Raw genomic sequence first — 13,882 nt, 5'->3', positions numbered from 1 at the left:
ATATTTTTTGCTGAATTTTTTAATATTTGCTTGGTCATAAATACACTTAAACCACAATATGCAGTCAAGGAATCAACGTCGTGCAACATATAAAACTGGCAAGAGATCGCCGCAAAAGAAAATCGCGTATTAAAGCGATTGTTTTTTTTATTGCGCTTTTTTCTATTTTTGCCGGTTTTTTTTTGCATTTAAATGATTCTGCCTCCAAAAAAATCGACACTGTCAATAATCCGACTTACTCCTATTTCTCCTCAAAAGGTAACGGTTTTGCCAATGGCAGTGATCAATTTCAAGATATTTTATCCGACGATCTTTACCCGGCTTCTGCTTACACTATGTCGTTCGCCAACGAAGTTTCCCATGAATTACGGATTCTGGCAGATACTCTGGGTATCAGCACAATTGATAATAACGCCACCTCTTATGACGATGATGTCGGCAAAGATGATGAAGTGGAAGAAGTCAAAACTCACGACGAATTTGATGATTTGGATAAATTGCCGGACGATGCGAAAAATGCGATCACCAATATTTTAGATGTTGCCGATCAGGCGATTCGGATTAAAGATCAGTTCAGTCACACCGTTGTCAAAGGAGATGCCTTAAAAGACGTGTTGGAGTTGTCCGGTTTGGAAGATGACACCAGTAAACAGCTTATCGCTTCTTATCCGGAATTGAAACATTTACAGGCAGGGCAACAATTTTACTGGATTTTAAATAATGACGGAGAGCTGGAATATTTGAACTGGCTGGTTTCCCAGAAAAAAGAACACATTTATGAACTTCAGACAGATGGCAAATTTAAACGCCAAATTGTGGAGAAAAAAAGTGTTTGGAAACGTGAAGTGTTGCGTGGCGAAATGGAAGGATCTTTCGTCAGCAGCCTGAAGAAACTCGGTTTGGATAATCGTCAGATTTATCAATTATTCTCTGCGTTACAATGGCAGGTCAGCCTGAAACAACTGAAAAAAGGCACGAAGATTTCTATTTTGGTTTCCCGTGAATATCTGGAAGACAAACGGACCGGGCAGGGTAATGTGGAAGCCATTCATATTGTGAGCAGCGGCAAAAGTTATTATGCGATCCAAGCCAGCAACGGTCGTTATTACAACCGCCAGGGGGAAACCTTAGGTAAAGGCTTTGCCCGTTACCCGTTGCAACGTCAGGCGCGCGTTTCATCTCCGTTTAATCCGCGTCGCCGCCATCCGATTACGGGACGCATTGCACCACATAAAGGGGTGGATTTTGCGATGCCGACAGGGACACCGGTTATTGCGCCGGCAGACGGCACGGTAGAGAAAATCGCCTATCAGGCTTACGGTGCCGGTCGTTATGTGGTGCTACGCCACTCCCGTGAATACCAAACCGTGTATATGCACCTCAGCAGACCGCTAGTAAAAGTAGGGCAAACAGTGAAAAAAGGGGAGCGTATCGCGTTGTCCGGCAACACCGGCGGTTCTACCGGCCCGCATTTGCACTACGAATTCCATATTAACGGGCGTCCGGTCAATCCGCTTACCGTTAAACTTCCGGGGGGAAGCAGCGGCATGGGTACGGCGGAACGTAAACAATTCCTTGTTAAAGCCAACGAAGTAGAACGCTTGTTGCGCTGATTTCAAACCCGTTTCTAAAAAGTGCGGTGGATTTTTTAAGTGTTTTTAAAAACACCTGAGAAAACCACCGCACTTTTCTTTGTAATAAATAAAGAAAGTAGCAAATACTACATATGATGCACCACTAAACGCTTTTCTTGATGTTCCAGCACTTCCGCGTCCAGATTAAATATCGTTTTTAAATTCGCTTTGGTGATGATGTCTTCCGGGGTGCCTATCATGGCAATTTCGCCGTTTTTCATGGCAACGATGATGTCCGCATAGGCAGCGGCCATGTTGATGTCGTGGACTACCATCACGGTGGTGAGTGCCAGTTCGTTGGTGAGTTGGCGTAACAGGCGCATGAGTTCGCGGGCGTGGAACATATCCAGATTATTGAGCGGTTCATCCAACAGAACGTGATCGGTCTTTTGGCAGAACGTCATGGCAATCAGCGCCCGTTGCCGTTGCCCGCCGGAAAGTTCGCTTAAAAAACGGTAGGCGAGTGCATCCAAATCGAAACGTTTTAATGCCGCCTGAATAATGTTTTTATCTTCTTCCGTCGGTCTGCCTTGGTGATGCGGGTAGCGCCCGAAAAAGAGCAGATCCTGCACGGTAATACGGCTATGAATCACGTTATCTTGGGTTAAAATCGCCAGATTCTGCGCGATGATGCGCGATGGCGTGGTGGCAATATCCATTTCATTTAACCAAATCTTTCCCTGCTGAATGGGATTGAGACGGGCGATTAAAGACAACAAGGTCGATTTCCCCGCGCCGTTAGCGCCGATGAGGGCGGTAATCCCGCCATTGGGAATGGTGAGATTGATGTTATTTAAAATGGTGGCATGACCGATCTTATAGGTGATATTTTCGATTTTAATCACAATGCATTCCTTTATTTTGCCCGTCTTAACATTAAATAGATGAACACCAAACCGCCGACGAATTCAATGACCACACTGAGCACGCCCTGCATTTTCATCACTTGCTCAAATAAGGCTTGCCCGCTTACAAGGGTGATAGCGGATACCATAAATGTCATAGGGATACGTTGACTGTGGTGCATGGTTGGGCTGATGGCGTTGACGATAGCGCATACCAATAAGCCTAAAAACAGAATCGGGCCGACAAGTGCGGTGGAAACGGAGACCAAAAATGCGCAGCAAATCAAAAGTTTTCGGCTAAATTGGTGGTATTCCAAACCGAGCCCGATGGCGCGATCACGTCCGAGTAATAACACGTCTAATTTAAACCGTTGCTGCCAAATCCAGACGGCGCTGATAAGTGTGATCGCCGTGCCGATCCAAAGTAAGATTGGATTCACCGTATTAAAACTGGCGAAGGAAGAGCCTTGCGCCACGGCAAATTCGTTCGGGTCGATCATGCGTTGCAGTAAATTATTCAGACTGCGGAACAGTACGCCGAAAATAATCCCTACCAAAATCATGCGCGCCAAATCGCTGTTATTTTTGGTTAAGGTGCGAAATAATAATAAAGCCCCGAACAGTATTAACAGGGTTTCAAAGGCAAATTTGCCGGCGATATTTAATTGCGTGAAGCCGATGCCGCCAAAGGAGAAAACTAAAATGCTTTGCACCAATAAATATAAGGAATCGAAGCCCAAAATGCTCGGGGTGAGAATTGGGTTGTTGGTCAGGGTTTGGAACAATAGCGTGGAAATCCCGATGGTGTAAGCCATGATAAGCAATAATAAAAGTTTTTTTCCACGGAACGGTAACACGAAATCCCAGTTGCCGTTGGCGTTGTAACTCATGAAAAATACACAGGCGAACGTGAGCAACAGGCAAAGGAAGGGCATTCTGCGATTATTTCCCATGGGCGTTCCCCTTAAATAATAAATAGAGGAAAATCAAGGTGCCGACAATGCCGAACACCGTTGAAATCGGCACTTCATAAGGCGCATTGATAACCCGTCCCGCAATGTCGCACATTAACACCAAATTTGCGCCGAGCAACACCACGGAAGGCAAATTTTGTCGCAGGCGATCGCCGGAAAGGCGGGAAATAATGTTCGGTACAACCAGCCCGATAAAAGGAATTTGCCCGACGGTTACCACCACAACCGCCGTAATCATCGCCACCACGATTAAGGCAAACCACGTCATTTGACGATAATTAATGCCTAACGCGGTGCTGATATTGCGCCCCAAGCCGGTGATGCTTAGTTGATCCGCCATAATATAAACCACGACAGCAAGAATGGCGGTAAGCCACAGAAGTTCGTAACGCCCCGCCAGAACAGCGGAGAAATCCCCGGCAAACCAGATAGAAAGCAGTTGTATGCTGTCCGTTTCGTAAGCAATAAAGGTGGTGATCGCTTCAATGATGTTACCGAATACAATCCCCACCAACGGCACCATCAGGCTTTGATGCGGAGGCAGACGTTGGAGCAATAACATAAAGATTCCCATGCCGATGAGTGCGCTCAGCGTGGCTATCGACATTTTGAGAAGGAGCGCCGTACTTGGAAAGAGCAGACTCACCAATAGCACACCCACTGCCGCACTTTGACTGGCACCGATCATGCTGGGTTCAATAAAGCGGTTTTTCAGTACGATTTGCAACACCATGCCCGCCACGCCAAGTGTGGCGCCTACTAAAATCACGGCGGCGGTTCTCGGCAAGCGGCTGATAAGCAATACCTGCATTTGCTCCGGTTGGGTAAAAAATTGTGCCCAATGAAAATCCGCAACACCGACGGTAATGCTGCCCACGGTGAGTAAAAGGAGAAGGACAAAATTAATTCGGTTCAGGGTGAAAATGTTCGGCATGGTATTAACATAAAAAAGGTTCTCTCCCGCAGGAGAAAACCGTTAAAAGATTCGGCGGATTATTTTTTCTCAAAGGCGGCTTTGATGTTATTCAAATCCATTTTTAATTGTTCCGCACCACCCGGCGCAAGGTAAGAGGCGCTGCTTAAATACACGATATTGCCGTTTTTCCAGGCTTTGGTGTGACGAATTAATTCGTTATCCAATACTTCTTTGGCGCCTTTCCCTTCCTGCCCGATAGCGGAAATGCGATCTAACACAAACAACCAATCCGGATTGGTTTTCTCAATAAATTCAAAACTGATCGGTTGACCATGACCGCTGACGTTTATGCTTGGATCTGCCATCGGCACGCCGAGATCCTCGTGAATAAAACTTAAACGATAGCCTTTACCGAAGGCGGAAATCTTGCCGCCGTTGACTAAAATAATTAAACCGTTACCCTTGCCTTTTACTGCGTCTTTGGTTTGTTTAAACAAGGTTTCGAGCTCCGCTTTTAATTTATCCGCTTCCGCTTGTTTATTAAATAATTTGCCGAAGCTATCAATGCGTTGAATACCGCTTTTAATCAATTTGTCGCCGTTATCCGTCAAATCCACGGTTTTGGCAATGGCACTCACATCATCAAATTTTTTCGCCGTACGGGTACCGACAATAATTAAATCCGGTTTTAATTCATTTAAGGCTTCCAGATTCGGTTCAAAAATCGTCCCGACATTTTTGGCTTGTTCCAAGGTCGGTTTTAAATAAGGGAGAACCTTGCTCACATCTGCCGCGCCATCCACTTTTATGCCCAAGGCTTGCAGGGTGTCCAAACTGCCGGTATCAAACACCGCAATTTTTGCCGGTGGCGCATCCAACGTCACTTCACCGCGCGCAGTGGGAATCGTGACTTCTTTTGCCAAAGCGGATGTCGCCAACGCGAGACAGCTTAATGCCAATAATGTCTTTTTCAACATCTTAAATCTCCTCATTTCTGTGATTGAAAATTATTCTCATGTATTCTAGCGGAATTTGGCGGAAGGTAAATGTTAATTTTGCGGGAAATTGATTTGTTTTCTGTCGTTATAAAGAATTAAAGTGCGGTCAAAAAATCCGATGAATTTTATGGCCGCACTTTTCCTTTCAAAGCCCCGCCCATTTGCCTTACAATAACGCCGTCTTTCCCTAAAACTAAGGATCTTATTATGATGAATCGAAGACGTTTTATTCAAATTGGTGCGAGCAGTGTTTTGGCGCTGAGTTGCCATCCGATGGCGTTTGCCAAAAACGGGAATCAGGTGGATTTGCGCATTATCGGCACCACCGATATTCACAGCTTTTTGACGGATTTTGATTATTACAAAGACGCGCCGACGGAGAAATTCGGCTTTACCCGCGCGGCAAGTTTGATCCGCCAAGCCCGTGCGGAAGTGAAAAACAGCGTGCTGGTGGATAACGGCGATTTGATTCAGGGCAACCCGATTGCCGATTATCAGGCGGCAGTAGGCTATAAAGAAGGTGAGCCGAACCCGGCAATCGCCTGTTTGAACGCCTTGCATTATGAGGTAGGCACCTTGGGCAATCATGAATTTAATTATGGTTTGGATTATTTAGCTGACGCCATCAAACAGGCGAATTTCCCCATTGTGAACGCCAATGTGGTGAAAGCGGGAACCGATGATCCTTATTACACGCCCTATGTGATTCAGGAAAAAACGGTGGTGGACAACAACGGCAAATCCCATCCGTTAAAAATCGGTTACATCGGTTTTGTGCCGCAGCAAATTATGGTGTGGGATAAAGCCAATTTAACCGACAGAGTGGAAACCCGCGATATTGTCAAAACCGCACAAAAATATGTGCCGGAAATGAAGCAAAAAGGTGCGGATATTATCGTTGCCTTGGCGCATACCGGGCCATCCGATGAGCCGTATCACGAAGGGGCGGAAAATTCCGCTTTCTATCTCGCCGATGTGCCGCATATTGATGCGGTGATTTTTGGCCATTCCCACCGTTTGTTCCCGAATAAAGAATTTGCCAAATCGCCGAATGCGGACATTGCCAAGGGCACGGTGAAAGGTGTGCCGGAAAGCATGGCGGGCTACTGGGCGAACAATATCAGCGTAGTAGATTTGGTATTGAGCGAACATAATGGCAAATGGATTGTGACCGACGGGAAAGCCGTATTGCGCCCGATTTATGATGTGGAAAACAAAAAGCCGTTAGCGGAAAATGACGCAGAAATGACCGCACTTTTGAAAGAAACGCATGACGCCACCCGTAAATTCGTGGCGCAGCCAATCGGTAAAGCCACCGATAATATGTACAGCTATTTGGCGCTGGTGCAGGATGACCCGACCATTCAAATCGTTAACCAAGCGCAAAAAGCCTATGTGGAAAACGTGGCGCCAAGCGTGCCGGCAATGGCGGGCTTACCGATTTTAAGTGCGGGCGCGCCGTTTAAAGCGGGCGGTCGGAAAAACGATCCGACGGGGTACACTGAAGTGAACAAAGGCGAATTAACTTTCCGTAATGCGGCGGATTTGTATTTGTATCCGAACACCTTGGTTGTCGTGAAAGTCAATGGCGAGCAATTGAAAGAATGGTTGGAATGCAGTGCGGGAATGTTTAAACAAATTGATCCGGGCAGTGACAAACCGCAACCTTTATTGGATTGGGAAGGCTTTCGCACCTATAATTTCGATGTCATCGATGGCGTCAATTACGAATATGATTTAACCCAACCGCCGCGTTATGACGGCGAATGTAAGCTTATCAATCCGAACGCCCACCGCGTGGTGAATTTGACCTATCAAGGCAAAGCGGTGGATCCGAAAGCGGAATTTTTAATCGCCACCAACAATTATCGTGCTTATGGCGAAAAATTCCCCGGCACCGGCGATAAACACATTGTTTATGCGTCGCCGGATGAAAATCGTCAGGTGTTGGCGGATTACATCAAAGCCACCAGCGAGAAAGAAGGCAGCGTAAACCCAAGTGCCGATAAAAACTGGCGTTTTGTGCCGATCAAAGGCAACGCGAAATTAGATGTACGCGTTGAAACTTCACCAAGTGCGCAGGCAACGCAATTCATCAAGGAAAACGCGCAGTATCCGATGAAACAGGTGGGCACCGATGAAGTAGGATTTGCCGTATATCAAATTGATTTATCGGGCAAATAATCCAAAAGCAAAAGGCATCCGTTGGATGCCTTTTTTGTCGCGAAAGTGCGGTCATTTTTATGAATGTTTTTTATTATTCCGGCGGGAACACAAACGGGTTCAAGCCGCTTTTCATAAAGCCTTTTTTCTCCATTTCCATATCCAGAAAGATGGACGCCAAATCGTCGGCGATGACTTCCATTTTCGGATCTTTCTCTTGATATAGAGCTTTCAAATAGCTATGGCAGTTCCCACAGCTCTCACTTCGGATCGCCGCCAGGTATTCGTCAAAAGACCAATAATCCAAGTCGCTGCTTTGTCCGCAGTTGGTGCATTGGTTGCGCACCATGTTCCATTCGCTTTCGCACAAGGAGCAGTGCAGGTAACGCAAGCCTTGCTTCGCGCCGAAATGAATCATGCTGGCGGTCGGCGCAGAGCTGCAAACAGGGCAGATGTGCAGGTTTTCGGTGCTTTCCTGTTTGGCGTTGTAGGGAATCTGTTGGACTAATTGCAACCAATATAAAGAAAGCGCCGCCCACACGAACACCGCTTTGTCGCTGGAAATCACCGCAAATTCCTGTGCTAAAACCTTATCGGCAAGATTTTCCAATTCGCTGTCTGCCGCTTTTTCCAGCCATTCGATGGTGGCGAGCATTTGATCGTTGGCGGAAGGTTTTAATTTCGCCAAAAGTGCGGTCAATAATTCGCGCCAAATGGGATCCCGTTGCCGGCTTTTAACGTCTAAAGGCTTATTTCCCAATTGTTCGGCAGAGAGTGCCTGTAAACGCGGATCCTGCGGAATCGGCATGGTTTCCAAGAGTTCCAGCTGCGCATCTGCGATAGCGGCGGCGAACAGCAAATAATTGGCGAGCGGGTGATCTTGCGCCAATTCTCTTAGACGCGCGGCGCTGATATAAATTTTTCGGATTGGAGAAAAGCAGCGGCGGGGTGACATAAGAGGCTGCCGCCTGTTTAATTTCATTTTCGGGAAGAATTCGGATGCTCATAGTTGTGTTGTTAATAGAAAGTGAAAATTCGTGCTTATTATAGGCGCATAAATTTGCCGTTCAATGACCCTAACGGGTATTTTATTTGTTCGCCAGCCATTGCTTAATGCGATTTACGCCTTCCTACAAATGCTCGATATTGCGGGTGTAGGTCGTAGTTTGGCGAATTTATAGCTGCCGTCGGTACATTTCGCCGCTTCCCGTACAATATCCATCACAATGAAGGCAGACATTTGGTCATAACGCATAATTTTTCCTTTTTTATAAAAAAGTGTTGGACTTAATACTTTCTTAACTTTTGTTTCGTTTAATAGCTCGCAACAAAGCAAGGCTTTGTTACTTATAAGATGAATTTAATTGAGGAGATTTCACATGAAGAAACGCAGTTTAGCAACAATTTTAGTATTATCAACCATCGCTGCTACCGGCGTGTTTGCACAAGGCGGTTTTCAAGACCCGAATGCGCCGAAAATGGAACACCACAAAAAAGGTGATTTCAAACGTGGCGGTTTTGTGAATACCGATCAAACGGTGAGCAAAGCTTCTGAAGCCGGTTCCTGGCAAGATGATCAATACATCATTTTACAAGGTAACATCGTGAAACAAGTGGGCAAAGATGACTTTATCTTTAAAGATGCCAGCGGCGAAATCCAAGTGGAAATCGAACGCAAAGCCTGGCGCGGACAGGATGTTTCCCCAAGCGATGAAGTGAAACTTTACGGCGAAGTGGATAAATCCTGGAATAAGACCGAAGTGGATATTGAACGCGTAGAAAAAATTGTAAAATAATCCAAACCGAAAAAACAGAAAGTGGCGCTATGCCGCTTTTTGTTTGTTTTTGTATTTTTATTCTTAAAAGCAAGACGTTCCTTCCCCATAAACGGGAGGCGTAAAGAGATTGACTTAAAAAGTGCGGTAGGTTTTTTATGCGGATTTTATTAATCGAAGATGATCCTTTAATCGGTAACGGCATTCAAATTGGGTTGACCAAATCCGGTTTCGCCGTGGATTGGTTTACCGACGGCAAAACCGGATTGGAAGCGGCGGAGTCGGCGCCTTATGATGCAGTGGTGCTGGATTTAACCTTGCCGAAAATGGACGGGCTGGATGTGTTGCAGGCATGGCGTAAAAACGGGCAGGATGTGCCGGTGCTGATTCTTACCGCGCGGGATACTCTGGATGAGCGCATTACCGGCTTGCAACGCGGTGCGGACGATTATTTGTGTAAGCCGTTTGCCCTGGCGGAAGTGGTGGCACGTTTGCAGGCACTGATTCGTCGTCGCTACGGACACGCCAACCCGATTATTCAACATAGCCGGGTGAAATTCGATCCGAATCAACGAAAGGTTTTTCTGTGCGATCAGGAAATTGCCCTGACCACCCGTGAATATAAACTGCTTGAACTCTTTATGTTGAATAAAGAACGCGTGCTGACCCGCGATTTTATTGAAGACAAACTTTATAACTGGGATAACGAAGTGAGCAGTAACGCGCTGGAAGTGCATATTTACAACCTGCGCCAAAAGCTCGGCAAACAATTTATTCGCACCGTTCACGGCGTGGGCTATGCACTGGGAAAAAATGATGAAACTGAGTAAGTGGAATAATTACAGCCTGCGTTTTCGTTTGATTGTCACCTTGTCGCTGGTGTCGGTGTGCGTGTGGCTGATTTTCACGGCGGTGGCTTGGTTTCAGGTGCGTAAAGAAGTGAACCAAGTGTTTGACGCACAACAAATTTTATTTGCCCAACGTCTGGCGTCTTCCGATTTACGCACCATTTTAATCGGTCATCAACGTGGCAAACCGTCGCATAAACGCCACGGTTTTAAAAGACCGGATTATGAAGATGACGCCTTAGCTTTTGCGATTTTTGCGCCGGACGGGGATATTTTATTGAGCGACGGCGAAAATGGGGAAAACTTTATTTTTGCGCCGGCGCGTGGCTTCAGTAAATCCCGTCTGCGGGAAGATGATGACGAATGGCGTATTTTCTGGCTTCCGGTGGGAGACGGACCGCTCATGATCGCCGTAGGGCAGGAACAGGAATATCGCGATGACTTAGTAAATGAAATGGTGTTTGGGCAAATGTGGATTTGGTTTGCCGGCTTGCCGTTTTTACTGCTCGCTCTCGGATTGGTGATTCGCAAAGAGTTAAAAAGCCTGAAACAAATCGGTGAACAAGTGGCAAAACGTACGCCTGATGATGCGTCTTTGTTGAAAACGGAAAATATCCCGACGGAAATCCTGCCGCTCATTCAAAGTTTGAATCAGTTTTTTGACCGCACTTCTTCCATGTTATTGCGTGAACGGCGTTTTACCTCCGACGCCGCCCACGAATTACGCAGCCCGCTTGCGGCGTTGCGTATTCAAACGGAAGTGGCGCAAATTGCCGGTGATGACGCCAATATGCGCGAACAGGCGTTGGATAATTTAACCCAAGGTATCGACCGTGCGACGCAATTAATTGAACAATTATTAACCCTTTCCCGTTTGGACAGTTTGCAGGAATTGGATAATTTACAGGAAATTCATTGGGAGCAAATTGTTCCGTCCCTTATCGGCGACCTGTATTTTCATGCGGAAAAACGTGATATTACTCTTGAGTTTGAAGAAATTGCCGTGCCGGCAGTGAAGCTGGGGCAGCCGTTGTTGCTTTCTTTAATGTTGCGCAACCTTATCGACAACGCCATTCGTTATTGCCCGCAAGGTAGCCGCATTAAAGTGCGGTTAGAAAAATCCAAGATTGCGGTGGAAGACAACGGCGGTGGCGTAGACGACGCCGATCTCGCCAAACTCGGACAACGCTTTTATCGCCCGGCGGGACAGAACGAAAAAGGCAGCGGCTTGGGCTTATCCATCGTTCACCGTATCGCCGAATTGCATCACTACAAAGTGCGGTTAAAAAATACCACGGATCTGAATGGCAACCGAATGGGTTTGTTGGCAGAGATTCAGTTGTAATCCGTTTGATAGAAAGGTCGCATGACGTGCGATCTTTTTTCCGGGCGTTCAAAAACACTTGAAAAAATAACCGCACTTTGATCGGCGAAATCAAAGTGCGGTTTATTTTTACCGCATTTTAATGATCAATACCCGACCGTTTTCCCTTCCGGATTGCGTGGGTCGGAGTAGCCGTAGAAGCCGTCTTCGCGGGCTTGGATAATTTGCACACGTCCCATCGGGGCTTTTTCTTTGATGGTGTAGCCTTGGGCTTTTAGGATCGCCAAGGTGTCGGGGCTTAAACCTTCTTCTACACGCAATTCGTCAGGCAACCACTGATGGTGGACGCGTGGGGTGACGATGGCTTCCGCCGGGTTCATTTTATGATCCACAGTGTTGACGATACTTTGCAGCACGGTGGTGATAATGCGTGCGCCGCCCGGGCTGCCGGTGACTAACCAAGGTTTGTTGTCTTTCATGACTAAAGTTGGTGTCATGGAAGAAAGCGGACGTTTTTGTGGGGCGATGGCGTTGGCTTCGCCGCCGATTAAGCCGAAGCCGTTCGGTACGCCTGGTTTGGCGGAGAAGTCATCCATTTCGTCGTTTAATAAAATGCCGGTGCCTGCTGCCACAATGCCGCTGCCGAAATTGAAGTTTAGCGTATAAGTCACCGCCACCGCGTTGCCGTTTTTATCCATTACGGAGAAGTGGGTGGTTTGATCGCTCTCATAAGGCTGCGGTTGTCCCGGTTTGATTTCCGCCGCCGGTTTTACTGTCGCTTCGCTAATGCCTTGTGCCAATTGGTCAGCATATTTTTTAGAGGTTAAACCTTTCATCGGAATTTTTACGAAATCCGGATCACCCAAATATTCGGAGCGGTCGGCATAGGCAAGTTTCATGGCTTCCGCTAGATAATGAATGGATTTTGCGCTGTTTACACCATAATCGGCGAGAGGGTAGCGTTCCAGAATATTCAGAATTTGTACCAAATGAATCCCGCCGGAGCTTGGTGGCGGCATGGTGACCACTTTGAAACCGCGATATTCGCCTTCAACAGGTTTGCGTTCAATGGCTTTATAGCCTTTCAGATCCTCCATGGTGATCAAACCCTGGTGCTTTTCCATTTCAGCGACGATTTTTTTCGCAATGTCGCCTTCATAAAAAGCTTTGGCACCTTGTTTGGCGATGAGTTTTAAAGAATTCGCCAGATCTTTTTGCACCAACAAATCCCCTTCTTTTAACGGTTCTCCATCTTTAAAGAAAATAGCTTTGGATGATGCCCATTTGCCCAAATTGTCCTTTTCTTCTTTCAGCGTTTTGGCGAGCATCGGACCGACGGTAAAGCCTTTTTCCGCCAATTGAATGGCGGGTTCAACGACTTTAGCGAGAGACAGAGTGCCCCATTTTTTCAGCGCGTATTCCATGCCCGCAACGGTGCCCGGCACGCCGACGGCAAAGTGGGTGTAAAGGGAGCGTCCGTCAATCACATTGCCGTCTTTGTCCAAATACATATCACGATGGGCTTTCAGGGGCGCAGTTTCGCGGAAATCCACGGAGTAGTTTTCGCCACTCTTGGCATCATGTAGCACCATAAAACCGCCACCACCGATGTTACCGGCGTTCGGCAATACCACGGCGAGCGCAAATCCCACGGCGACTGCGGCGTCCACGGCATTGCCGCCTTGGCGTAAAATGGCGGCGCCCACTTCACTGGCTAACCCTTGTTCACTGGCGACCATGCCATGTTTGGCATAAACAGGATGAAATATGTCGTTAGCGCTGTCGTAACGGGCTGCAGCCAGTTCCGTTGCGGTCATGGCAGGGGCTTGCGGGTTCGCTATAGCCGGGCTGCCTACGGCAAGCGCAATAGAAAGCGCAAGGCTGCTGAGTAAGCATTTTGTTGTGAATTTCTTCATATTTTCTCCTGTTGTGTGTGAAATAACCGCTTTGAGATTAACCTAATTTTGCTGATTAAAACAACAAGAGATCACAAAATGAAGGGTAAATTTGTGACCTAGATCACATATTTTGATACTTTTTCTAATGTTTGAGATAAATAAATTTTATTAGTGATAAGTTAGAGAAAAGCATGCGGTCGTCCGTGATATAAAAACACATAAAAAACCGACCGCACTTTTGAGAAGAGATTTATTCGATACGGGTGATTTTGCCGGTGGTTTTCAAACGCCATAGCTGGTAAATATGTACGACGACTAAAAACGCGTTCAATAACGCCACAGGGTAGGTTTGGGTAATCAGGGCATAAACGACGAATAACGCCGCGCCGATACCGTTTACAATGCGAAGCGGCACGATAGACTTAAACAAAAAGGAGGCGGCGACAATTAAGGTTGCCACATAGCCCAGAATTTCAACGGAATCAATTTCAAGCATAAGTTACTCCA

12 protein-coding genes are annotated in these 13,882 nt (G+C 46.7%); 5 read left to right on the top strand and 7 right to left on the bottom strand.

The window, feature by feature from the left end:
* Nucleotides 1-80 precede the first annotated feature (80 nt).
* Entirely contained in the window at nt 81-1,613 is a 1,533-nt protein-coding gene (gene mepM, locus A3CS_RS0105650; RefSeq protein WP_012820973.1) for a murein DD-endopeptidase MepM, read from the top strand.
* Between the two features lie 107 nt (nt 1,614-1,720).
* On the opposite strand, the gene A3CS_RS0105645 is transcribed toward mepM, so the two are convergent.
* The 4 genes from A3CS_RS0105645 to A3CS_RS0105630 are packed head-to-tail and all read right to left on the bottom strand — an operon-like array spanning nt 1,721 to nt 5,346.
* Nucleotides 1,721-2,479: an iron ABC transporter ATP-binding protein gene (locus tag A3CS_RS0105645; protein ID WP_005545882.1), complete on the bottom strand. Its 759-nt coding sequence runs from the start codon at nt 2,477-2,479 to the stop codon at nt 1,721-1,723.
* Nucleotides 2,480-2,490: 11 nt separating this feature from the next.
* Complete coding sequence (locus A3CS_RS0105640; protein WP_005545884.1) at nt 2,491-3,432, bottom strand: iron chelate uptake ABC transporter family permease subunit; 942 nt, start codon at nt 3,430-3,432, stop codon at nt 2,491-2,493.
* The gene (locus A3CS_RS0105635) at nt 3,422-4,387 is read right to left on the bottom strand and encodes an ABC transporter permease (RefSeq protein ID WP_005545887.1); all 966 of its coding nucleotides are present in this window, start codon (nt 4,385-4,387) and stop codon (nt 3,422-3,424) included. The genes A3CS_RS0105640 and A3CS_RS0105635 overlap by 11 nt, the downstream gene beginning before the upstream one ends.
* Before the next feature lie 59 nt (nt 4,388-4,446).
* Nucleotides 4,447-5,346: a siderophore ABC transporter substrate-binding protein gene (locus tag A3CS_RS0105630; protein WP_005545889.1), complete on the bottom strand. Its 900-nt coding sequence runs from the start codon at nt 5,344-5,346 to the stop codon at nt 4,447-4,449.
* A gap of 228 nt (nt 5,347-5,574) precedes the next feature.
* Between A3CS_RS0105630 and cpdB the strand changes: the two genes are divergently transcribed.
* Complete coding sequence (gene cpdB / locus A3CS_RS0105625) at nt 5,575-7,551, top strand: 2',3'-cyclic-nucleotide 2'-phosphodiesterase (RefSeq protein WP_005575131.1); 1,977 nt, start codon at nt 5,575-5,577, stop codon at nt 7,549-7,551.
* Between the two features lie 73 nt (nt 7,552-7,624).
* Here cpdB and fdhE read toward each other — a convergent pair whose 3' ends face one another.
* The gene (gene fdhE / locus A3CS_RS0105620) at nt 7,625-8,485 is read right to left on the bottom strand and encodes a formate dehydrogenase accessory protein FdhE (protein ID WP_005545894.1); all 861 of its coding nucleotides are present in this window, start codon (nt 8,483-8,485) and stop codon (nt 7,625-7,627) included.
* A gap of 424 nt (nt 8,486-8,909) precedes the next feature.
* Here fdhE and A3CS_RS0105610 point away from each other — a divergent pair, with 424 nt between their 5' ends.
* From A3CS_RS0105610 to qseC, 3 genes are all read left to right on the top strand, one after another.
* Nucleotides 8,910-9,326, top strand: coding sequence for a YgiW/YdeI family stress tolerance OB fold protein (locus A3CS_RS0105610; protein ID WP_005545895.1), 417 nt, complete (start codon nt 8,910-8,912; stop codon nt 9,324-9,326).
* 137 nt (nt 9,327-9,463) lie between these two features.
* The gene (locus tag A3CS_RS0105605; protein ID WP_019518316.1) at nt 9,464-10,135 is read left to right on the top strand and encodes a response regulator; all 672 of its coding nucleotides are present in this window, start codon (nt 9,464-9,466) and stop codon (nt 10,133-10,135) included.
* Entirely contained in the window at nt 10,104-11,498 is a 1,395-nt protein-coding gene (gene qseC, locus A3CS_RS0105600; RefSeq protein WP_019518315.1) for a quorum sensing histidine kinase QseC, read from the top strand. The genes A3CS_RS0105605 and qseC overlap by 32 nt, the downstream gene beginning before the upstream one ends.
* A 125-nt stretch (nt 11,499-11,623) precedes the next feature.
* Here the strand turns inward: qseC and ggt are convergent, their stop codons facing one another.
* Nucleotides 11,624-13,393, bottom strand: coding sequence for a gamma-glutamyltransferase (ggt, locus tag A3CS_RS0105595; RefSeq protein ID WP_005575133.1), 1,770 nt, complete (start codon nt 13,391-13,393; stop codon nt 11,624-11,626).
* A gap of 232 nt (nt 13,394-13,625) precedes the next feature.
* On the bottom strand, nt 13,626-13,871 hold the full coding sequence (locus A3CS_RS0105590; protein ID WP_005540815.1) for a YgjV family protein: 246 nt from the start codon (nt 13,869-13,871) through the stop codon (nt 13,626-13,628).
* Nucleotides 13,872-13,882 lie beyond the last annotated feature (11 nt).

Origin of the sequence: Aggregatibacter actinomycetemcomitans DSM 8324 (assembly GCF_000372365.1) — a bacterium.
GTDB classification, from domain to species: Bacteria; Pseudomonadota; Gammaproteobacteria; order Enterobacterales; family Pasteurellaceae; genus Aggregatibacter; species Aggregatibacter actinomycetemcomitans.
Note: the sequence above shows the minus strand (reverse complement) of the source record. Positions and strands in the feature narration are given on the sequence as shown.

Coding starts and splice junctions, on each gene's coding strand:
- A3CS_RS0105640 (WP_005545884.1), bottom strand. CDS start 3,432: ATGGGAAATAATCGCAGAATGCCCTTCCTTTGCCTGTTGCTCACGTTC.
- A3CS_RS0105635 (WP_005545887.1), bottom strand. CDS start 4,387: ATGCCGAACATTTTCACCCTGAACCGAATTAATTTTGTCCTTCTCCTT.
- A3CS_RS0105630 (WP_005545889.1), bottom strand. CDS start 5,346: ATGTTGAAAAAGACATTATTGGCATTAAGCTGTCTCGCGTTGGCGACA.
- cpdB (WP_005575131.1), top strand. CDS start 5,575: ATGATGAATCGAAGACGTTTTATTCAAATTGGTGCGAGCAGTGTTTTG.
- fdhE (WP_005545894.1), bottom strand. CDS start 8,485: ATGTCACCCCGCCGCTGCTTTTCTCCAATCCGAAAAATTTATATCAGC.
- A3CS_RS0105610 (WP_005545895.1), top strand. CDS start 8,910: ATGAAGAAACGCAGTTTAGCAACAATTTTAGTATTATCAACCATCGCT.
- A3CS_RS0105605 (WP_019518316.1), top strand. CDS start 9,464: ATGCGGATTTTATTAATCGAAGATGATCCTTTAATCGGTAACGGCATT.
- qseC (WP_019518315.1), top strand. CDS start 10,104: ATGCACTGGGAAAAAATGATGAAACTGAGTAAGTGGAATAATTACAGC.
- ggt (WP_005575133.1), bottom strand. CDS start 13,393: ATGAAGAAATTCACAACAAAATGCTTACTCAGCAGCCTTGCGCTTTCT.
- A3CS_RS0105590 (WP_005540815.1), bottom strand. CDS start 13,871: ATGCTTGAAATTGATTCCGTTGAAATTCTGGGCTATGTGGCAACCTTA.